24 protein-coding genes are annotated in these 20,285 nt (G+C 36.1%); 17 read left to right on the forward strand and 7 right to left on the reverse strand.

Features of this window, described 5'->3' with window-relative positions; all coding sequences use genetic code 11:
• Positions 1 to 10 precede the first annotated feature (10 nt).
• From JJJ02_RS00330 to JJJ02_RS00345, 4 genes are all read right to left on the reverse strand, one after another.
• Positions 11 to 2,146, reverse strand: a complete 2,136-nt coding sequence (locus tag JJJ02_RS00330) for a 5'-nucleotidase C-terminal domain-containing protein (protein ID WP_240836710.1) — start codon at positions 2,144 to 2,146, stop codon at positions 11 to 13.
• A 103-nt stretch (positions 2,147 to 2,249) separates the two neighbouring features.
• Positions 2,250 to 2,573, reverse strand: coding sequence for a fluoride efflux transporter FluC (locus tag JJJ02_RS00335; RefSeq protein ID WP_240836712.1), 324 nt, complete (start codon positions 2,571 to 2,573; stop codon positions 2,250 to 2,252).
• Positions 2,570 to 2,920 carry a fluoride efflux transporter FluC gene (locus JJJ02_RS00340; RefSeq protein ID WP_240836713.1) on the reverse strand — a complete coding sequence of 117 codons (351 nt, stop codon included), beginning with the start codon at positions 2,918 to 2,920 and terminating at the stop codon, positions 2,570 to 2,572. Before JJJ02_RS00340 ends, JJJ02_RS00335 begins: the two co-directional genes overlap by 4 nt.
• Before the next feature lie 40 nt (positions 2,921 to 2,960).
• On the reverse strand, positions 2,961 to 3,260 hold the full coding sequence (locus JJJ02_RS00345) for a hypothetical protein (RefSeq protein ID WP_099576750.1): 300 nt from the start codon (positions 3,258 to 3,260) through the stop codon (positions 2,961 to 2,963).
• Positions 3,261 to 3,442: 182 nt separating this feature from the next.
• Between JJJ02_RS00345 and JJJ02_RS00350 the strand changes: the two genes are divergently transcribed.
• The 15 genes from JJJ02_RS00350 (at position 3,443) to JJJ02_RS00420 (ending at position 14,823) form a co-directional block, all read left to right on the forward strand.
• Positions 3,443 to 4,153: a transaldolase gene (locus JJJ02_RS00350; protein WP_240836715.1), complete on the forward strand. Its 711-nt coding sequence runs from the start codon at positions 3,443 to 3,445 to the stop codon at positions 4,151 to 4,153.
• Positions 4,154 to 4,332: 179 nt separating this feature from the next.
• The gene (pxpB, locus tag JJJ02_RS00355; RefSeq protein ID WP_240836716.1) at positions 4,333 to 5,040 is read left to right on the forward strand and encodes a 5-oxoprolinase subunit PxpB; all 708 of its coding nucleotides are present in this window, start codon (positions 4,333 to 4,335) and stop codon (positions 5,038 to 5,040) included.
• Positions 5,040 to 6,011, forward strand: a complete 972-nt coding sequence (locus tag JJJ02_RS00360) for a 5-oxoprolinase subunit C family protein (protein WP_099576756.1) — start codon at positions 5,040 to 5,042, stop codon at positions 6,009 to 6,011. The genes pxpB and JJJ02_RS00360 overlap by 1 nt, the downstream gene beginning before the upstream one ends.
• Positions 6,011 to 6,442 carry an acetyl-CoA carboxylase biotin carboxyl carrier protein gene (locus JJJ02_RS00365; protein WP_239243230.1) on the forward strand — a complete coding sequence of 144 codons (432 nt, stop codon included), beginning with the start codon at positions 6,011 to 6,013 and terminating at the stop codon, positions 6,440 to 6,442. Before JJJ02_RS00360 ends, JJJ02_RS00365 begins: the two co-directional genes overlap by 1 nt.
• A gap of 11 nt (positions 6,443 to 6,453) precedes the next feature.
• Positions 6,454 to 7,803: an acetyl-CoA carboxylase biotin carboxylase subunit gene (gene accC, locus JJJ02_RS00370; RefSeq protein WP_111716372.1), complete on the forward strand. Its 1,350-nt coding sequence runs from the start codon at positions 6,454 to 6,456 to the stop codon at positions 7,801 to 7,803.
• A gap of 2 nt (positions 7,804 to 7,805) precedes the next feature.
• Complete coding sequence (locus JJJ02_RS00375; RefSeq protein ID WP_240836717.1) at positions 7,806 to 8,558, forward strand: LamB/YcsF family protein; 753 nt, start codon at positions 7,806 to 7,808, stop codon at positions 8,556 to 8,558.
• Positions 8,559 to 8,577: 19 nt separating this feature from the next.
• Positions 8,578 to 9,792: an NRAMP family divalent metal transporter gene (locus JJJ02_RS00380; protein ID WP_240836723.1), complete on the forward strand. Its 1,215-nt coding sequence runs from the start codon at positions 8,578 to 8,580 to the stop codon at positions 9,790 to 9,792.
• 90 nt (positions 9,793 to 9,882) lie between these two features.
• On the forward strand, positions 9,883 to 11,529 hold the full coding sequence (locus JJJ02_RS00385; RefSeq protein ID WP_240836725.1) for an FAD-binding dehydrogenase: 1,647 nt from the start codon (positions 9,883 to 9,885) through the stop codon (positions 11,527 to 11,529).
• A gap of 89 nt (positions 11,530 to 11,618) precedes the next feature.
• Positions 11,619 to 11,981 (forward strand): hypothetical protein, encoded by a 363-nt coding sequence (locus tag JJJ02_RS00390; RefSeq protein WP_099576767.1) that lies wholly within the window; start codon positions 11,619 to 11,621, stop codon positions 11,979 to 11,981.
• 146 nt (positions 11,982 to 12,127) lie between these two features.
• Positions 12,128 to 12,880 carry a ZIP family metal transporter gene (locus JJJ02_RS00395; RefSeq protein ID WP_096076036.1) on the forward strand — a complete coding sequence of 251 codons (753 nt, stop codon included), beginning with the start codon at positions 12,128 to 12,130 and terminating at the stop codon, positions 12,878 to 12,880.
• Between the two features lie 100 nt (positions 12,881 to 12,980).
• Positions 12,981 to 13,211: a hypothetical protein gene (locus JJJ02_RS00400; RefSeq protein WP_240836727.1), complete on the forward strand. Its 231-nt coding sequence runs from the start codon at positions 12,981 to 12,983 to the stop codon at positions 13,209 to 13,211.
• Positions 13,212 to 13,345: 134 nt separating this feature from the next.
• On the forward strand, positions 13,346 to 13,909 hold the full coding sequence (locus JJJ02_RS00405) for a hypothetical protein (RefSeq protein WP_240836728.1): 564 nt from the start codon (positions 13,346 to 13,348) through the stop codon (positions 13,907 to 13,909).
• Positions 13,910 to 13,923: 14 nt separating this feature from the next.
• Positions 13,924 to 14,136: a hypothetical protein gene (locus tag JJJ02_RS00410; RefSeq protein ID WP_396614711.1), complete on the forward strand. Its 213-nt coding sequence runs from the start codon at positions 13,924 to 13,926 to the stop codon at positions 14,134 to 14,136.
• 33 nt (positions 14,137 to 14,169) lie between these two features.
• Positions 14,170 to 14,529 carry a hypothetical protein gene (locus tag JJJ02_RS00415; RefSeq protein WP_240836732.1) on the forward strand — a complete coding sequence of 120 codons (360 nt, stop codon included), beginning with the start codon at positions 14,170 to 14,172 and terminating at the stop codon, positions 14,527 to 14,529.
• 24 nt (positions 14,530 to 14,553) lie between these two features.
• Positions 14,554 to 14,823, forward strand: a complete 270-nt coding sequence (locus JJJ02_RS00420) for a zinc ribbon domain-containing protein (RefSeq protein ID WP_240836734.1) — start codon at positions 14,554 to 14,556, stop codon at positions 14,821 to 14,823.
• Positions 14,824 to 14,852: 29 nt separating this feature from the next.
• On the opposite strand, the gene JJJ02_RS00425 is transcribed toward JJJ02_RS00420, so the two are convergent.
• Genes JJJ02_RS00425 through JJJ02_RS00435 form a run of 3 tightly spaced genes read right to left on the reverse strand, consistent with a single transcriptional unit; the run spans position 14,853 to position 16,167 of the window.
• Positions 14,853 to 15,605 carry a sulfite exporter TauE/SafE family protein gene (locus tag JJJ02_RS00425; protein ID WP_240836736.1) on the reverse strand — a complete coding sequence of 251 codons (753 nt, stop codon included), beginning with the start codon at positions 15,603 to 15,605 and terminating at the stop codon, positions 14,853 to 14,855.
• Positions 15,605 to 15,901 carry a rhodanese-like domain-containing protein gene (locus tag JJJ02_RS00430; RefSeq protein WP_240836737.1) on the reverse strand — a complete coding sequence of 99 codons (297 nt, stop codon included), beginning with the start codon at positions 15,899 to 15,901 and terminating at the stop codon, positions 15,605 to 15,607. Before JJJ02_RS00430 ends, JJJ02_RS00425 begins: the two co-directional genes overlap by 1 nt.
• Positions 15,902 to 15,906: 5 nt before the next feature.
• Positions 15,907 to 16,167, reverse strand: coding sequence for a metal-sensitive transcriptional regulator (locus JJJ02_RS00435; protein WP_240836739.1), 261 nt, complete (start codon positions 16,165 to 16,167; stop codon positions 15,907 to 15,909).
• A gap of 153 nt (positions 16,168 to 16,320) precedes the next feature.
• Between JJJ02_RS00435 and JJJ02_RS00440 the strand changes: the two genes are divergently transcribed.
• Entirely contained in the window at positions 16,321 to 18,807 is a 2,487-nt protein-coding gene (locus JJJ02_RS00440) for an FAD-dependent oxidoreductase (protein WP_240836741.1), read from the forward strand.
• A 20-nt stretch (positions 18,808 to 18,827) separates the two neighbouring features.
• The gene (locus tag JJJ02_RS00445; RefSeq protein WP_240836743.1) at positions 18,828 to 20,159 is read left to right on the forward strand and encodes an MBL fold metallo-hydrolase; all 1,332 of its coding nucleotides are present in this window, start codon (positions 18,828 to 18,830) and stop codon (positions 20,157 to 20,159) included.
• The last annotated feature ends 126 nt before the right edge of the window (positions 20,160 to 20,285 follow it).

A 20,285-nucleotide genomic window follows, 5' to 3' on the forward strand; every position in this document is an offset into this window, starting at 1 on the left:
GGCTTATTTGTTATGCAGATTTACGTTTCACTAAATATAATCCTAATCCTAATCCTAATAATCCGATTGCAGCAGCACCTGTACCAGCCGCTTCACCAGTAATCGGTAATTGCTCAACCGCTTCAGTAATTGCAGGTTTGTTTGTATCATCTGCAACTTGATCCGCTTGAATTGTCGTATCTAAATTTGTTTCATTCGTCTTTGCAACAGTTTCAAATGGAATGACTTTATCATCATGAGCAGCCTTCGTAACTTCTAATACGACAGGTTCTTCAGTAGAATCTTCTGTGTTGATGATGAAACCTTCGCGTCCATCTTCTTCTGTAGGTACGTCAATTTGAGGTTTTACAGTTTCAGTTGTCGGTCTTTCAGTCGTTACTTCTTCAGATACAACTGGTTGATACGCACTCGCGTTTCCTGCTAAGATACGTTGTAATGCTTCACTTGTATAAGCTGTCATATCAGCAGCTTTAAAGTATTGACGTACAACTGCATCTAATGATGGTCCTTCTTCACGAGGTCCACCAAGCATGGTATAACCATCGCCACCAACGGCTAAGAAATCATTTGTTACAACTTTGTATGTTTTAGTATTGTTTAATGGTTCAAATTTGTTTGTCTTTTTGTTGAATACTTCAATTGCATAAACACGTTCACCAGCAGGTTTAGTCATGTCATAATGAACTTTGATTGATTTAGAGATGTGTAAGAAGGCACCGTTTGCATCTAATCCTGTTTTTCCGTCTTTTTCAACAACGGGTGCACTTAAAGCGTGTTCAAACATTGCTTTAACGTCAGTACCTTTGACGTTAATTTGTGTAATAGTGTTTCCGAAAGGTAATACTTTAATAATATCTCCGATTGTTACATCTTTATTACCTTCGATTGAAGCTCGGATACCTCCACCATTAGTTACAGCAAAGTCACCAGCTGCATCAAATCCGTTAACAGAATATGCTTCCATTGCATCAGCAATTGCGTTACCTAAGTTTGTCTCACGTGTACGTACGTCGTTACGTTCACCTTGAAGTTGTACTGGATTGTGGAATACGACTTCAGAAGTTGCTTTCCCAAAGTTATCTTTTGCAGTATCAACGATAGATTTAACTGCAGCATCTTGTGTAACTTCTTTCGTATCTGCTTCTTTAATCATTGAAGCTTTCAGATTACTTGCAACCTTATTTTGTAAATCAAATGTAACTTTCCCGATGTTTGCAAGTGCCGTACCTGTTTGAGCAAGCATTACCGTATTTTTTAATTCACCATTTTCAATGACAGAGTGAGAATGTCCATCTAATATGACGATTGCATTATTTTTAAAATCTTTGTTGCCGGCAATCTTATTCGCTAAATTATCACCACGCCAAGCTTCTTTCGTTGTTGTGTCGATACCTAAGTGACTTAAGATGATAAATGCATCAACTTTTCCTTTTAGCTTTTTCATTTCTGCAGTTACAGATGCAACTGGATCAAGGAACGATACACCGATAATGTTGTTCGGGTGCGTCTTTGTAGCAGTCTCCGGTGTTGTTACACCGATGACACCATATTTCTTACCATTTTTCTCGATAATTGCAGAAGGCGCATAAACACTTTTTCCATCTTTATAAACGTTTGAACTTAAAATAGGGAAGTTTAATAGTTTCTTATAGTTCATCGCAGTTTCAAAACCGAAATCAAACTCATGGTTACCAACAGTCATCGCATCGTAACCAACAGCGTTCATCGCTTTTGCCATGTCAGCACCTTTTGAGAAGTTAGATAATGGTAAGCCCTGGAAAGCATCCCCAGAATCAAACATCAATGTAGGTTGTTCTTTATCTTTGATTGTCTTTACCTTTGCCATGCCGATAACACGGCCATCTTCAGCATCTAAACGACCATGCATATCATTTGTATGTAAGATCTTTACTGAGTTCGGTCCAGCAGGAGTTTCTGTTGTTGCTTGTTCAGTCGTTGGTAATTCAGTCGTAGCTTTCTCAGTTGTAGGCGCTTCAGTTGTCGCTGCTTGAGTCGTTGCTACTTCAGTAGCTGGTGCTTCTGTCGTTGGCTGTTCTGTCGTCACATCTGCAAGTGCATAAGGACTTTGGAAAAGCATTGAGATTAATAACGTTAACATTAATACCATTGATGCAATTCGTTTCACGGTGTTCCCTCCAAAATAAATTTTAATTTCAATATTATAATAATGTATAAATATATAAGCTGTGATAATTTTAAGAAAAAATTACGCTAAATTTACAAAAAAATTATAAATGAAATGTATATGCAAACAAGTAGAGTAATGGACCGAATATATAGGTAATTGTTATATAGAAAATACACCAGTTTTTATTCGTTTCATACAGTTTAACAATCTCAATGTTCAACGTAGAAAATGTTGTGAATGCGCCTAAAAAACCAGTACCGAGGAAAAGCATCGTTGTCATATCAAAACGTGCAACGATGCCTAACAACAATGCACCTAATAAATTAATGAACAGTGTACCAAATGGAAAACGCCCATTCATCTTCTGACTGATATAATATCGTAACATAGCCCCGAATGGTGCACCGATTGCAACATAGATCAATTTCTGTCACCCCATTTCATACCGATAACAGCACATATCATACCTCCAAGGATGCTAATACTATAATAGATGAAAAGTGAAAGATAATGATGTGCTAAATAGAGATCGGCAACGTCTTTACTCAGTGCAGAGAATGTAGTGAAGCTTCCTAGAAAACCGGTTGTAATTCCAGTCTTTATGTGCGATGACCAGGATAGCCGTCTAAAGTAAGTTGTAGAAAATCCTAAAGCAAATGCGCCGATGAGATTCACGATAATTGTATACAGCGGTGCATGAAGCGCTAAACTTATACTATATCTGCATAATGCACCGAAGACACTCATACATGCAATCCAAAGATAGACCATATAAAAACCTCCATAATAAAAAGGATTGACGAATCAATCCTTAAATGATACCAAATCTAAACAGAATACTAGCAAGTTGTAAGAGAATAACAACTAAGATGACCCATGGCCAAATTTTCGCGACCTTATATAAACCGCTTGAAATGTTTTCAGGCTGCTTCAAAGCTTTATCAATTAAGACAATACTAATAATAAGTAAAATACAGCTTACTAGTCCGGTAAACAGTATGATGGCATTGATAGAACCGAAAAGTATTGCCAGCACGGGATTATAACCGTTACAAAAGATACTTAAGATAACAAAAAATATAGAGAAGTAAACATATTTGTTCGCTTTCATGATGTTCCTCCATTCATTAATCATTTTATTTTACCACATCAAATGACAACAAAAATATAAAATTCTGAAAAGAATAGTAAATATATTGAAAAAACAAACAAGTATACTCAATCATTAGCAATATCATACATTATGTGATTATAATAAGTAGAAGTGTTTACATTAAATGTGGAGGAATAATAATGAAAAATTTAAATGTGCAAGTATTTGCTGATGGTGCGGATATCGAACAAATGAAAACAGCTTACCAAAACCAGACAGTTGATGGATTTACGACAAACCCATCACTTATGGCTAAAGCTGGTGTAGAAAATTATACAGCTTTTGCAGAAGCTGCAGTTAAGGCAATACCAGATGCTTCTATCTCATTTGAAGTATTCGGCGATGATATGGAAACGATGGAGAAAGAAGCAGCAATCATTCAGTCATTCGGTGAAAATGTATTTGTTAAGATTCCTGTCGTGAATACGAAAGGCGAATCTATGATTCCATTAATCAAGAAATTATCTGAACAGGATATTAAATTAAACGTTACTGCGGTTTATACAATCGAGCAGGTGACAGAAATCGTAAAAGCAATTAAACCAGGTGTTGAAACATACGTTTCAGTATTTGCTGGCCGTATCGCAGATACTGGTGTAGATCCTATGCCATTAATGCGTGCTGCTGTAAAAGTTTGTCACGAAAAAGAAGGCGTGAAACTTTTATGGGCATCATGTCGCGAGCTTTATAACGTGATTCAGGCAGATGAAATCGGCTGCGACATTATCACATGTCCAGGGGACGTTGTGAAGAAGATTCCGAATATCGGTCGTGACATCGATGAATTATCAGTAGATACAGTTAAAGGATTCGCTAAAGACATTCAATCAAGTGGATTAGGCATTTTATAAGACATCTTAGACCATTACACAAATTGTGTAATGGTTTTTTTATGAGGTATATTTATATGTTTAATAAATGTCGTTTAATTATTGTTGCTCTTTATTACTTTAAACTTTCAAAATAAGTAATTTAAATTATCAGACTATTATGATATGATTATTTAGGTAAAAAAGAAAGGGGTTACATCATGAATATTGTAAATATCAATGAAAACTGTATGAGCGTCGTCTTTGAAGAGCGTATTGATCCTGAGATTAATGCGCAGGTGATCCAGTTAAAATCTGCGATACAAAATAGCGCTATCAGTGGCATATTAGAGCTTGTCATTTCTTATAACACGCTCGTTATTTATTTCGATGATACAGTGACAGATCATGAAAAGTTAAGTGAATCTTTACAGAGTCTTACACTATCTTCAACAGATCAACAGCAGACAACGACATACGTTATTCCTGTGTGTTACGAGGCACCGTTCAATCTTGATCTGGATGAAATGGCTTCATTACATAATAAAACGACAGAAGAAATCATTCAAATACATACAAGTAAACCTTATCTTATCTATATGTTAGGCTTTATGCCTGGCTTTCCATTTTTAGGAGGATTAGATGAGTCGATTGCAACACCCCGCAAAGCTTCACCGCGTAAAGAAATTCCTGCGGGTTCTGTAGGTATAGCAAATGCACAAACTGGTATCTATCCATTAGCTTCACCTGGGGGATGGAACATTATCGGAAAGACACCTTTAAAGCTATTCGATCCGAAACGCGATCCTGAAGTTTACTATGAAGCTGGAGATTATATTAAGTTTAAACGCATCTCAAAAGAAGAATATGATAACATTGAACAGGCTGTAAATAACGGTACTTATGAAATTGAAACGGAGGTACAATAATGGGACTTCAAGTCATACATCCGGGAATGTATTCTACAATACAGGATCTCGGACGCACAGGCTTTCAAAATGTTGGTTTATCACCAGCAGGCGCAATGGATTATCGTGCATTATTATTAGGTAACAATCTGCTTGGTAATACAGATCATATGAGTATTGAGATGACGATGCAGGGTGGCATCTTTAAATTTACTGAAGATAATGCATTTATCATTACTGGTGGTAATATGCTTGCTGAGTTAAATGATACGCCTGTAGTTAATCGATGTGTATATAACGCAAAAGCCGGCGATATATTAACATTTAAGACTGCTAAAAATGGATACCGTACTTACCTGACGGTCAAAGGTGGTTTTAATCTACCGAAAGTTCAGGGTAGCTATTCAACGCATATGAAGATTAAACTAGGCGGATTAGATGGACGTACGTTGATTAAAGATGATTTTCTTGCATTCAATCAACCGGAAATTGTTGAAACGAGACGCGTTAACACGCATTTTATCGATAAAGTAAGCACGATTCGTTTTATTCCAGGTCGTCAATATGACCGATTTAAAAATTTAGCGGCATCACTATCAAGCACATACGAAATTTCTAATACATCAGATAGAATGGGTATCCGTCTGTCAGGTGAAATATTAGAAGTGAAGACGAACTATGATATCATCTCTGAACCGGTTCAGCTCGGTTCAATCCAGGTATCGTCTGACGGTCAGCCGATTATACTGATGAATGATCGTCAAACTGTCGGCGGATATGCAAAGCTAGGAACAGTATATTTCAGTGATATCCCTACACTTGTGCAAAAAGGTCCTGGGAGTGAGATTCGTCTCGTTGAAGGCACTTTAGAAGAAGCGATAGCAGAGAAGAAAAAGATGATGAAGATTATAAATGAAGTAAGCATGCATGCATTTGATATCAGACACACGAGTCAAAAAATCCAAAACTTATTAGAGAAGGCGGAATCATAATGAATTCAGATAAATTACAACAGCTCATTGATATGATGAATAGTAATGAACTAAAAGTTATTTCGGTAAAAGAAGGCGATAACGAATACTACATCGAAAAAGCAATTAAAGAAGTACAGGCCTATCCGGTACAGCAAGTACCAGGACAAGTAACACAACAACCAGAGCAGGAAGTTGTCGAGCATGGACATCACGTACAAAAGTCTCAACTGGTAGGAACATTCTATAATATGCAGGATGAAGCATCAAAAGAGCCGTTTATCCGTGTCGGTGACAAAGTTGAGAAAGGTGACCGTATCGGTATCATCGAAGCGATGAAAGTAATGAATGATATTCATGCTGATGTTGATGGTGTTATTGAAGCGATTCATATCGAGAACGGAACTGCTGTAGGCTATGATGAACCGTTAGTGACAATTAAAGAAAAATAGGGGGTGACACTTTGAAGAAAGTATTGATTGCCAATCGAGGAGAAATTGCGATTCGAATTATTAGAACATGTAAGAAGATGGGCATTAAGACGGTTGCTGTCTATTCTACGACAGATGTGGATAGCTTACACGTTACTTTAGCAGATGAAGCAGTTTGTATCGGTCCATCTAGTTCAACTGAAAGTTATCTGAATATGAATAATGTGATTGCTGCAGCTGAAATTACAGGTGCAGATGCGATACATCCGGGTTATGGTTTCTTAGCTGAAAATGCTAATTTCGCACGACTATGTGCTGAACATGATTTAGTATTCATCGGACCTACACCTGAAACAATCGAGAAGATGGGTGATAAAGCTGAGGCGCGTAAGACGATGGTCACTGCTGGTGTACCTGTAATACCTGGTTCAAAAGATGTAATACCGACACTCGCTGAAGCGACGGTGAAAGCACAGGAAATCGGCGTACCGATGGTGATTAAAGCAGTCGCTGGTGGTGGCGGTAAAGGGATGCGTATCGTCAGCCGTATGGAAGATTTCGAAAATTTATTTAATGCGGCTAAATCAGAAGCAAAGAAAGCATTTGGAGACGACCGTGTTTACATAGAAAAATTTATTAAGACTGCAAGACATATTGAAGTGCAGGTCATTGGTGACGGTAAAGGAGATGCAGTACATCTTTACGACCGTGATTGTTCTATTCAACGTAACAATCAGAAGCTTGTAGAAGAAGCGCCTGCTGCTATCGTACCGGATGAAGTAAGAGAACGCATGACACGTGATGCCGTCAACGCAGCGAAAAATATTAATTATCGTGGTGCAGGTACGCTAGAATTCTTATACGTTGAGTCAACAAAAGAGTATTACTTCCTAGAGATGAATACGCGTGTTCAAGTAGAACATACGGTAACCGAAATGGTGACTGGCGTCGATATTATCGAAGCACAACTTAATATCGCATTATACGATAAGTTCGAGCTTGTGCAGGATGAGATTCAGATTAATGGTTTTAGTATCGAATGTCGAATTAACGCTGAAGATCCAGATCACGGATTTAGACCAAGTCCGGGGAAAGTAGAATATTTAAATTTACCTAGTGGACCAGGTGTAAGAATCGATACATTCTTATATCAAAAGTGTATGGTTTCTCCGTATTATGATTCAATGATCGGTAAATTTATAACATTTGAGAAGACGCGTGATAGAGCGATACGCAGAATGTTATCTATTCTTGATGAGACGGTGATTACCGGCTTCCCGACAAATCTTGATTATCAGTATCGTATTATGCAGCATCCAAGGTATCAGGAAAATATTATCGATATTAAATTCTTAGAGAAAAATCACTTCCTGGAGGGCTAAAGATGAAGATTGATTTAAATGCAGACTTAGGAGAAAGCTTTGGTAATTACACGATTGGCAATGATGAAGCGATTATACCTTTAATTACTTCTGCTAATATCGCATGTGGTATGCATGCAGGGGATTTCAATGTATTAAATCGTACGGTAGCACTGTGTAAGGAAAATAATACCGGCATCGGTGCACATCCTGGTTACAATGATCTCATGGGGTTTGGTCGTAAACAAGTCGATATGAGCTATGACGAAGTTGAGAACCTCGTTACGTATCAGCTTGGTGCAATACAGGCATTCTGTAATAAACATCAAGTAGAATTAAATCATGTTAAACCACACGGTGCACTTTACAATGCAACCTTTAATGATGAAAAGCTTGCGCAAGCTATCGTGAATGCGATCAAGCAATTTGATCCGAAATTAAAGGTGATGGGTATTGCGGGTGGTAATTTAGTACGCGTCGCACAGGAAAATGGCTTAACAGCGATTAACGAAGTATTTGCAGATCGTAATTATACAGATGAAGGCACACTTGTTTCTCGTAAAGCGAATAATGCGATGATTCATAATGTAGACGAAGCGGTTGAACATGTATTGCGCATGATCATAGATCAACAAGTAAAGACAGAAACAGGTAAGTTAATACCAATTCAGGCAGATTCAATTTGCGTCCATGGGGATGGACCAGAAGCATTAGCTTTTGTTGAACAAATTCGTGATACATTGTTACAAAAAAATATAGATATCACTACAATCTAACAAAGAAAAGGGGCTTATTATGAACAACGAGAAACCAAAAATGACAGCTGCACAGCGCAGATTACTGTTCGGCGCAATCTTCTTAATGGCAACGTCTGCAATTGGACCTGCCTTCTTAACACAGACGACAATCTTTACAGAACAATTCCTGGCGAGTTTTGCCTTTGCGATCTTACTGAGTATCATTATTGATATCGGCGCACAGTTAAATATTTGGCGTGTGTTAACCGTAACAGGTAAACGTGGACAAGATATTTCAAATGAAGTATTTAAAGGATTAGGAAGTTTTATCGCGATACTTATCGTACTTGGAGGACTAGCATTTAATATCGGTAACGTTGCCGGAGCAGGACTCGGTTTCAATGCATTACTTGGTATTGACGTGAGAATTGGTGCAGTGATTACAGGAATACTTGCAATCATCATATTCAGTAGTAAAAGTGCAAATAAGATGATGGACGTTGTAACACAGATTCTAGGTGTAGTAATGTTACTGACAGTAGCATTTGTTATGATTAAAGTTCAACCGCCATATGGGGAAGCTTTAACGAAGATGGTAATGCCTGATAATCCATTAGGACTTGTAATGCCACTTGTAACAATTGTCGGTGGTACTGTTGGTGGATACATTACGTTTGCCGGAGCTCACCGTCTGATTGATGACGGTATGGTTGGTAAAGCGAATTTACCATTCGTATCGCGTGCAGCAAACTTAGGTATCTTAACGACAGGATTAATGCGTTTCTGTTTATTCTTAGCAGTGTTAGGTGTTGTAGCTACTGGTGTGAAGTTAGATCCAACGAACCCACCCGCTTCTGCGTTCCAGCATGCTTTAGGACCAATCGGACCTAAAATCTTTGGTTTAGTATTATTAGCTGCAGCACTGACTTCAGTTATCGGTGCAGCATATACATCAGCTTCATTCTTAAAAGGATTCCATCCAGTATTTACGAAACACAATAATATCGTCGTAATTTCATTTATCGTATTCTCTACAATCGTCTTTTTACTTGTAGGTAAACCAGTGAAATTATTAGTACTAGCAGGTGCATTTAACGGATTAATCTTACCGATTACATTAACTGCAATTCTCTTTGCATCTAAAAATAAACGTATCGTTGGAGATTATAAACATCCAACGTGGTTACTCATTTTAGGTGTGATTGCAGTACTTGCTACAATCGGTGCAGGATTTATGTCTATTCAATCATTGATCGATCTATGGAATCAATAAAATATGATTTAGACAAAGCGTGAACAATCATGCTTTGTCTTTTTCGTTTATAATCATATTAAGACTGTCTAAAGAAAGAAGGAATTGATCATGAAAAAAGAGGTAACAATTATTGGTGCAGGACTTTCAGGATTAGTTGCTGCAACAGAACTATTGAAAAATGGACATCACGTGACGATGATCGATCAGGAACCGAAGACAGCAATCGGTGGACAAGCATTCTGGAGTTTCGGAGGATTATTCTTAGTTAATTCAAAAGTACAGAGAAGACTGGGTGTTAAAGACAGTTACGAACTTGCACAACGTGACTGGTTAAATACAGCACAATTTGACCGATTAGATACAGAAGATTACTGGGCGAAACAATGGGCGGAAGCATATATTAAATTTGCAGCATTTGAAAAAGAAGCATATCTAGAAAGTATGGGGATTAAACTGACACCGATTTTAGGATGGGCAGAACGTGGTGGATTTAGTGCATCTGGACACGGTAATTCAGTACCACGTTTCCACATTACATGGGGAACTGGACCAGGTCTGATTGAACCATTTGTGAACTACGTATTAGCTGAAGAACAGAAAGGCAATTTTCGCTTTTTAGAGCGCCATCAAGTGACACAGTTAAACATACAAGACAACACCATCACTTCTATAGCAGGAAAAATTCTAAAGCCAAGTCATGCTGAACGTGGTGAACCATCGAACCGTGAAATCATTGACAACTTTAAACTAGAAACACCATACCTCATTATTACGACAGGTGGTATCGGAGCAAATCACGAACTGATTAAGAAAAACTGGCCACGCCGACTTGGCAAAGCACCGGAGACGATGATACAAGGTGTACCGGACTCGACAGATGGTAAGATGTTAGGCATCAGTGAAACAGCAGGCGTGAAACTCGTGAATAAAGACCGCATGTGGCACTATACTGAAGGCATTATCAACCATACACCGATCTGGAATAATCATGGGATTAGAATCATTCCCGGACCATCATCATTATGGTTTGATGCATTAGGCAATCGCCTGACAGCACCAGACTATCCGGGCTTTGATACTTTACATACACTGGAAACCATCTGTAAGACAGGATATGACTATTCATGGTTTATCTTAACAGAAGATATCCTAAAGAAAGAATTCGTCTTATCAGGCTCTGAACAAAATCCGGATCTCACTGAAAAAGACATTAAGCTACTATTAAAAGAACGCCTTTCAGCAAATGCGACAGGACCCGTTGAAGCATTTAAAGAAAAAGGAGAAGACTTTATCGTCGCAGAGAATATTCACGACCTTGTACGTAAGATGAACGCATTAGCAGGCAGTGAATTACTAGATGCAGATCACATTAAGACACAGATTATAGAACGAGACCTGCAACTCGATAACCCGTTCAGTAAAGATCCACAAGTGACATTTATTCACGGCGCACGAAAGTTTCTTGGTGACAAGCTGATTAGAACCGCTAAACCACATAAAATGCTTGAATCTAAAAGATTAATTGCTGTTAAACTGCATATTATCAGCCGTAAGACGTTAGGCGGAATACAAACCGACTTAAACAGTCAGGTTATCAGTCAGGAAGATACACCAATCCATGGATTATATGCAGCAGGAGAAGTCGCAGGATTTGGAGGCGGCGGCGTACACGGATACGGTGCACTTGAAGGCACTTTCCTTGGTGGATGTATATTTAGTGGAATTAGAGCAGCACATGGCATAGACGAAGCATAAGTATTATCACGATAAATAAATTCGACATTTTCAAGCGCTTACAAAAGTGATACACTAGAATTGACTAAAAATTAAGGGTGGTTAAGCAATTGGCATTCAGATATATGAAGCTATCAGATGAACATTATCGGCATGTATTGATAAGATTTGGAGACTTCTTTGAAGATTTCAGATGTTTTGTGGAGACGAGTAAAGAACTAACAGAAGAATTAGAGATTACACTCGATAAAGATGATTCATATACGAGATATTTAGTAAGATTATTTGTGATTGCTGAAGAAACGACAGGGAAGAAGATTGAAGACCCGAGAAGTGATGACACGATTGAGATGATCAAAGAAGTAGTGAATGATAAGAACTTCAATCGTTATAACAGTGCTGAAAGCGGTGTACCAGGAAGAATGTATGAAGCATATCAGACATTTGTTGGTGAAGGACTTACAATAGACTAGAGCAAAAGACCTTACGGGGTCTTTTTCTTATGGAGAAAAATAAAATAGAAATAAGATAGAAATAAATATAAAAATCTCATCACAATACATTTATTACAATAGAAAATGGGTAAAACAATGTATTATACATAGAAAAAGGTGATACAATGGGCAGTGCATTCTTTTGGGGCGCAGTATCGGGATTTGCAGTATTATTAGGAGCGATTGTGAGTATGGTCATAAAGATACCTAGAAAAGTATTAGGATTTATTATGGCGTTTGGTGTAGGGATATTAATAGGAGCAGCAACATTTGAACTGCTGCAGGATGCGATGGAGAAAAGTCATATCATCAATACAGTGATCGGCTTTATCGCAGGCGCATTAACGTTTACAATCTTAGAAGCGGTCATTGCGCATCACGGTGGTAAACACAGAAAGCGTTCAAATCAGCATGAATTAGTGAAAGAAGAATCATCTAATCAAAATGATTCAGGACTCGGTATATTTATCGGGACAGTGATGGATGCGATACCCGAATCGATGATGCTTGGGATGAGTTTGATCGGTGGGAAAGGTGTTAGTCTATTACTCCTTATCGCAATATTTATCAGTAACATACCCGAAGGATTATCAAGTACGACAGGGATGTTAAAAAGCGGACAATCAAAAGGAAAGATTATATTCCTATTTGCTGTCGTAACAATCGTTGCAGGACTAAGTGCGTTATTCGGATATGTCTTCTTAGACAATGCAAGTTTAGGTGTGATTTCAATTATCTCAAGCTTTGCAGCAGGTGGGATTATTACGATGATTGGATCAACAATGATGCCGGAAGCATATGAAGAAGGCGGCGGACTTGTCGGACTAATGACAGCATTTGGTGTGATAACGTCGATACTGCTGGATCAGTTAGGATAACAATTCAAACCAAGTGGATAACCACTTGGTTTTTTCTTTGATAAAATTATTGAATATTTTACAATTAGAGGATATATTATAGAAAAGGATGTGTTATAAAATGGAAATGGGAATAATATGGGTAATAGCTTATTATTTATTTATTATTTGGTTGGCAATTACAATTGGATTAGCAATTAGAAGATTGATAAAAAATTCTTCGATGAAGGTACAAAGTAGAGTAGAATTAGAAAATCTTCAAAAAGAAGAATTAAAAAAACGTATTGCATTATTAGAAAAAGAGTTAGTCGAAAAAGATAAAGTATTATCAGAGAAAAATACGGATCTCTAATTGATAAGTCCTATATACATAGGGCTTTTTATTATCTGTATTTTATCTTTCTAATAAACTTTAAGTTAAATTTAAGGTTAAAATAGGAAAAAATGGAGTAGTATATACTTATACAACTAAAGGAGCTGAGTCGAATGAATAAAAAAATATTTTGGCCAATTATATGTATGGTTGTATTAATTATTGGCATAGGATCTTATTATACATGGCAATTAAATAAAAATGACTATCCTAATATTCGTGGATATTTTGCAACAACTCCTGAAGAGTTGAAGGATAAAGAATTTAACAGTATAAATGAAGCAGCAGATGCATTTGGTAAATCTATTAGTAAAGAAGTCGAAATTAATTCATATAAATTTTATGTGAAACAAACAAAACAAACAGAAAAGGATAAAGTAATTCCTGCAATAATGACTTTTGAACAATATAAAGAAAAAGAAGACAAATTTACAATTGCACCTTTCCATATAATAAAAAAAGATAATAATTATAAAATTATAGCAACAGGTATGGCAGGGGAAAAAGAAAAGTACGCACAAAATAAAAAAATAATTAATATGCTACAGTCATATGATGGTAAAGATTATTCTTTTAATATTACTAAATATAAAAAAGAAATCGCAAATTCAGATATCACATTTCATTTAGAAAAAGAAAAATTATATGTAGGTATAATGATAGAAGATGACAAATAAAAAGTGATTTGGTGGTGAAAAATATGGAAACATTTTGGCTTATTGTTTTTTATTTTTTCTTATTTCTTATTGCGATTAAAATTGGTTTTTCGATTAGAATGATGATTGATAATCAAAGAAAGAAAACAAATAATAAGTTTGAATTAGAAGCACTTAAAAAGAAAGAACTGGAGAAAAGAATTGAAATATTGGAGCAACAATTGTCGGAGAAAGCACATAAGCGCTAAATACAAATTGATAACAGACATATAGGAGAAATTATGACTTATTATTATTATATTTCATCTAATATTAATATTGAAAATGACTATTTGAATAAATACAGAATACAAACAAATGAGACGTTTATTGGTTCAAAATGTTTTATTCAATATGAATTATATTATAATGCAAGTCATAATGAGCTTGAAAAAGTCTATGAGGTATTATACGATTATATATCAAATCATTTGGATGTTGATTTTATTGTTGTTGAAATAGCTCATGCACTAAGTGCGGAAGGAATTCCGTATAAGGTTGATAAAAAATACGATATAAATATCGATGAATTTAAAAAAGAGCATCTCTTTAATTTAAAAGAAGATGAGATGATTCGTATTAAAAGAAATATTCACAAATAACATTATTCCGAAGCTGGATGAATAATGCCGAAGTATACATTTAATTGTACAACGTGTGGAGAATATGAAGTATGGAAGACGATGAGCAGTAACTTGCAGGCAGATACTTGCCCGACATGTGAAGAAATAACGCATAGAGTGTTCAAAAGCTTTAGAACGAATCATATGGATCCGAAGTTATATAAAAGGATTAATAGTGGTATGACACCGAAAGTCGTTAAACGTGAAAATTTACCTAAGAGTAATGTGAAACAACTGAATAGAAATCCGAATCCAATGTCATGGACGGTGTAAAAAATAAAAGAGAGCCTTGGGGCTCTCTTTTATATTATATCTATTATCATCTTAATTGCGGCGATGATGATTAAAGTCGTAAGTATCAATCTTAATATAGATTGATTTGTATTTTTAGATGCTTTCGTTCCAAATGGAGCAAATATTAAACTGGCGATAATTAATGGTAATGCATACTCCAAATTTATACTGCCTGTAATAAATTTCGTCATAAATGTTCCGATTGACGATACGAAAGCAACGATGATACTGTTGGCAACTACAACGCTAAAAGGTGCTTTAAAGAAGGTAAGTAGGATTGGAACGATTAAGAATGCGCCCCCAGCACCTACAATACCTGATAATATTCCTATTACTGCAGCGACAATAAATAATGCTATTTTATGATACTTTGCGTCCTTTTCATTTGGTTTCACTTTAATAAACATAAGGATAACCGCTACAATAGCGAGAAATGTATACACGATATTGATGATATTTTCATCGAATATAGATGCCACATATGCACCTGTAATACTTCCTAAAAGAATACCGATACTCATTGGTATAATAATAGAAAAATTAAGGTTTTCGTTCTTTCTTTGGCTAATACTACCACTTAATGTACTAAAGAATACCTGAGCGGCAGTGAGGCCTGCTGCAGTCGTTGGTGTCATATCGATATTAAATAATGGTGGAATAAATAATAGTATCGGATACATAATAATCGCACCACCTATACCAATAAGCCCTGAAAGGAATGCACCGAGAGCTCCAATAACAGCAAATAATATAAATGCCACTATAAAGCTTCCCAATCTAGCATGCCACCATCTACATTAGTCGTTTTTATCCCTAAACCACTTAAATACTGACAAGCTTGCCCACTTCGGTTACCTGATCTGCAAATGATGTGATAGTGTTCATTTTTATTGAACTGATCAGTATTTTCTGCTAATACTGATAGGGGTATATTAACTGCTTTGGGAATGTGATTCGCTTCATATTCATAAACTTCTCTCACATCGATGAGATTGATTTTTTTATGGTCTAATAGTGATTTTAATGTTTCGACATTAATTGTTTGATAGTTTGTCATATTAATTACCTACTTTTTATTAACAGATTAACAGCTTGTTTTACAAGTTCATCTGTATCTTCATTATTTTTAACACTTTCTTTAACGCATTCTGTTAAATTCTCACTGACAATTACTCCAATTAAGCGTTCAATCCCACTACGAGAAGCACTAAGCTGCATCACGACGTCTCTGCAATCTTTTCCTTCTTCCATCATTTTAATAACACCATTTAACTGGCCTTGTATGCGTTTAAGTCTGTTCATCGCACTTTTATCGTATTCCATTATATAACCTCTTTCTGTTTTGTAATGTCTATTACTATATACCTAATGGGGTATTTTTGTCAAATATTAAAAATAGGGGGTAGGGTATTTGACATGCTGATATATATGGTTTAATATACCCCTATAGGTATTTAAATTGAGGAGGAACAATAAATGAGTAGAAAGATAGTAATTGTTGGTGGCGTTGCAGGTGGAGCGTCTGCAGCGGCACGATTAAGAAGATTAAATGAACAAGATGAAATTACATTAATTGAGAGAGGTAGTTACGTTTCATTTGCTAATTGTGGCTTGCCATATCATATTGGAAATGAAATAAAAGATAGAAGTAAATTGTTAATTCAGACACCAGAACTCATGGAAAGCAGAATGAATATTAATGTTTTAACAGATACAAATGTTGTTGCGATTGATAGAGAAAACAAGGCAATTTCGATTGAGGCAGATGGACAACATAGTGAAATTGCATACGATGTATTAATACTTTCAACAGGTGCGAAACCTATACGAGTTCCTATAGGGGGAAGTGATCTTGAACATGTCTTCTCGTTAAGAAATATACCTGATATGGATAATATTATTTCATATGTCCAGAAGAATGATGTAAAGTCAGCAGCTGTTGTAGGTGGAGGATTCATTGGTTTAGAGATGGCTGAAAACTTGAAAGCATTAGACTTAGATGTTGCTTTATTTGAATTAGGTGATCAGGTCATGCCAGGGATTGATATGGATATGGCAATGGAAGTGCATAACCATATGATTAATAAAGGTGTGGATTTACGATTAAACCAATCAATTGAGAAGATAAATGAACAAACTGTGCAATCAAGTAATGGAGATATTGTCAATGCCGATATTGTGATGATGGCTATTGGTGTATTGCCGGAATCTACACTAGCTGAAGAAGCTGGACTAGACTTAGGTGTAAAAAATGCGATTAAGACAAACGATGTATTCCAAACTTCAGATGCATCGATCTATGCCATTGGTGATGTTGCTGAAGTTACACATGCAATTAGTGAACAAGAGGTTCACATTCCATTTGCCTGGATTGCTAATCGACAAGGTAGATTACTTGCAGATCACTTAAATGGTAAAGCAGTAGAGAAATTTAACCCCATTGGTACTGCAATTGCGAAAGTATTTGATTTAAATGTTGCGAGTACAGGATTAAATGAAAAAACTTTAAAAACTTTAGGAAAGCAATATCATGTCATCCATGTTTCTGGTCAATCTAATGCGAGTTATTATCCAGGTGCGACGCCAATGACAATTAAAGTATTATTTTCAACTGAAGGTGAGATTTACGGTGCACAAATCGTTGGACGTAAAGGCGTAGATAAACGTATTGATCTGATTGCAAGTGCAATTACATTTGGACAGAAAGTTACAGATTTACAGCGCATTGAAATTGCATACGCACCACCGTTCTCTTCTGCTAAAGATCCTGTAAATATGGCAGGTTATATTGCACAAAACGTATTAGAAGATGAAATGAAGATGATGCAGGTGCGTGAGATTGACGACACAAAATATCAAATCATTGATGTGAGAGAACCGATTGAACATGAAATGGGACACATTGAAGGCTCTAAAAATATACCACTTGGCGAATTGAGAACACGTTTAACAGAAATAGATAAAACAGCACCGGTGGTTATTTATTGTCAGGTTGGACAACGTGGATATAATGCAGCACGCATCTTAAAAAATGAAGGCTATGATGTTATTAATTTAGATGGTGGCTATAAATTATATAAACAGAACTACTTGTCGCAAACAAAAATAGCATCAAAATTCAATCAGGTTAAGAATGATACGAATATAAATAAACATGTTGAAGAAAAAATAAATGATACAGAACAAAGTGGAGAGGTAGAACCAATGACATTAAGAGAAGATAGAAGATTTGTAGAGGCAAGTGGATTGCAATGTCCAGGTCCAATATTAAAAGTAAAAGAAAATTTAGATGATATGCAGGATGGTGAACAACTAGAAATACACGTTACTGACTTTGGTTTCTGTCAGGATATTGAATCTTGGGCTAAAGTGACTGGTCATACGGTTATTAAAAATGAAACAGAAGGAAGTAAAGTCGTTGCAGTTATTCAAAAAGGTCAAAGTATACCTGTAAATGTGATGAACGATAGTAATGGACACCAATTAGTTGAAACAAAGAATGGTGCTACGATGGTAGTATTTAGCGGAGATTTAGATAAAGCATTAGCGTCATTTATTATCGCAACAGGTGCTGCTTCGATGGGTAAAGAAGTGACGATGTTCTTTACATTCTGGGGTTTAAACGTCATCAAACGTCCTGGAATAAAAGTAGATAAACAAGGATTGGATAAAATGTTTAGTCAAATGATGCCAAAGCATGCTGGAAAATTACCTATTTCTAAAATGAATATGGGTGGTATGGGGTCTCGAATGATTAAACACGTAATGAATAAGAAGAAAGTGGATTCGTTAGAAGTAATGATTAATAAAGCACAAAGTATGGGAATCAAGATGGTAGCATGCACGATGAGTATGGATATTATGGCTGTAACACGTGAAGAGTTAATTGAAGGTGTTGAATATGGTGGAGTAGCAACATATTTAGGTGATACTGAAAAAGCAAACTTAAACTTATTTATTTAATTGATAATGGAGGGAAAAGAATGTATTTTAAATCATTTTTTAATCAGCAATTAGCACAAATGTCTTACTTAGTAGGTTGTCAAAAAACAGGAGAAGCAATCATCATCGATCCCCTGAGAGATCTTACACCTTATATTGAAGCTGCAGAGCAAGAAGGGCTGACAATTAATAAAGTCACTGAAACACATATTCATGCAGATTTCGCATCTGGATTAAGAGAAGCGAATGAAACGTTAGATGCTAAAGCATTTGTCTCTGGATTAGGTGGACATGACTGGTCATATCAGCATATTAATGGAGCGTATGAATTATTAAACGAAGACGATATTATTAACGTCGGCAATGTAAAACTTAAAGTGTTCCATACACCAGGACATACGCCTGAAAGTATTAGTTTTCTGTTGTTTGATAATGCAACAGAAGTACCGATGGGACTATTTACTGGGGACTTTATATTTGTAGGAGATGTCGGTCGCCCGGATTTATTAGAAGAAGCAGCCGGCATAAAAGATACTACTGAAATCGGTGCACAAGCAATGTTTGAATCACTTAAAAAGATGGATGAATTACCAGATTATATTCAAATATGGCCAGGACATGGTGCAGGCAGTGCGTGTGGTAAATCACTTGGTGCAGTTCCGGTAACAACTTTAGGGTATGAACGTGAACAGAGTTGGGCATTTCAAATTAAAGATGAAGCAACTTTCATTAAAACATTAACAAGTGAACAACCTGAACCTCCATATTATTTCAAAGAAATGAAACGTATGAATCGCGATGGTGTAGTATTGATGGATAATAAACAGGTGCCGCCATTACAAAAATTATTTGACGGTATAAAGATCATTGATTTAAGAGCGAAAGAAATATTCTTAGATAATTTAAGTGACGGCATTAACGTACCGTATAACAGCAAGTTTTTAGGGTTTGTAGGATGGTATCTGGACTACGAAACACCGATACAGATGATTGGTTCGTTTGAGGAGGTTCAGAACGCAGCAAATGATTTAAAATTAATAGGATTTGATCATGTGATTGGTTACGTAAAAAATGTGGCTGGTGGATGCATGCAAGAAATTGAACCACAACATTTCAAATCAATCGATAAAATACAAATAAATATTCTGGATGTACGCAACAATCAGGAATGGCAAGAATCACACTTAGATAATGCGACACATGTGCATTTTGGTAAATTAGAAAAAGAACAAATACCATTTAATAAAAATGAAAGAATCTATGTACACTGTCAATCAGGTGTCAGAAGTGCGATTGCCGTTAGTGTGTTAAATCAATTAGGATATAACGACATCGTAAATATTAAAGGTGGTTATTCAGCAATTATACAATAAATTAGCTACATGAATTTAAAATAAATTAACCGTACAAAATAACACAATAACAAAAGCCTTACAACTCTATAGCTTTGTTTGCTCAGACTGTTGTGGTGACGTTAGTTTACATGTATAATCTCAAAT

It is taken from the genome of Macrococcus sp. PK, from assembly GCF_022501545.1.
GTDB classification, from domain to species: Bacteria; Bacillota; Bacilli; order Staphylococcales; family Staphylococcaceae; genus Macrococcoides; species Macrococcoides epidermidis.

Bases quoted from the DNA above. Each gene is read 5' to 3' on its own strand.
- JJJ02_RS00340 (WP_240836713.1), bottom strand. From the start codon at position 2,920: ATGGTCTATCTTTGGATTGCATGTATGAGTGTCTTCGGTGCATTATGC.
- JJJ02_RS00345 (WP_099576750.1), bottom strand. From the start codon at position 3,260: ATGAAAGCGAACAAATATGTTTACTTCTCTATATTTTTTGTTATCTTA.
- JJJ02_RS00350 (WP_240836715.1), top strand. From the start codon at position 3,443: ATGAAAAATTTAAATGTGCAAGTATTTGCTGATGGTGCGGATATCGAA.
- pxpB (WP_240836716.1), top strand. From the start codon at position 4,333: ATGAATATTGTAAATATCAATGAAAACTGTATGAGCGTCGTCTTTGAA.
- JJJ02_RS00360 (WP_099576756.1), top strand. From the start codon at position 5,040: ATGGGACTTCAAGTCATACATCCGGGAATGTATTCTACAATACAGGAT.
- JJJ02_RS00365 (WP_239243230.1), top strand. From the start codon at position 6,011: ATGAATTCAGATAAATTACAACAGCTCATTGATATGATGAATAGTAAT.
- JJJ02_RS00375 (WP_240836717.1), top strand. From the start codon at position 7,806: ATGAAGATTGATTTAAATGCAGACTTAGGAGAAAGCTTTGGTAATTAC.
- JJJ02_RS00380 (WP_240836723.1), top strand. From the start codon at position 8,578: ATGAACAACGAGAAACCAAAAATGACAGCTGCACAGCGCAGATTACTG.
- JJJ02_RS00385 (WP_240836725.1), top strand. From the start codon at position 9,883: ATGAAAAAAGAGGTAACAATTATTGGTGCAGGACTTTCAGGATTAGTT.
- JJJ02_RS00395 (WP_096076036.1), top strand. From the start codon at position 12,128: ATGGGCAGTGCATTCTTTTGGGGCGCAGTATCGGGATTTGCAGTATTA.
- JJJ02_RS00400 (WP_240836727.1), top strand. From the start codon at position 12,981: ATGGAAATGGGAATAATATGGGTAATAGCTTATTATTTATTTATTATT.
- JJJ02_RS00405 (WP_240836728.1), top strand. From the start codon at position 13,346: ATGAATAAAAAAATATTTTGGCCAATTATATGTATGGTTGTATTAATT.
- JJJ02_RS00415 (WP_240836732.1), top strand. From the start codon at position 14,170: ATGACTTATTATTATTATATTTCATCTAATATTAATATTGAAAATGAC.
- JJJ02_RS00420 (WP_240836734.1), top strand. From the start codon at position 14,554: ATGCCGAAGTATACATTTAATTGTACAACGTGTGGAGAATATGAAGTA.
- JJJ02_RS00430 (WP_240836737.1), bottom strand. From the start codon at position 15,901: ATGACAAACTATCAAACAATTAATGTCGAAACATTAAAATCACTATTA.
- JJJ02_RS00435 (WP_240836739.1), bottom strand. From the start codon at position 16,167: ATGGAATACGATAAAAGTGCGATGAACAGACTTAAACGCATACAAGGC.
- JJJ02_RS00440 (WP_240836741.1), top strand. From the start codon at position 16,321: ATGAGTAGAAAGATAGTAATTGTTGGTGGCGTTGCAGGTGGAGCGTCT.
- JJJ02_RS00445 (WP_240836743.1), top strand. From the start codon at position 18,828: ATGTATTTTAAATCATTTTTTAATCAGCAATTAGCACAAATGTCTTAC.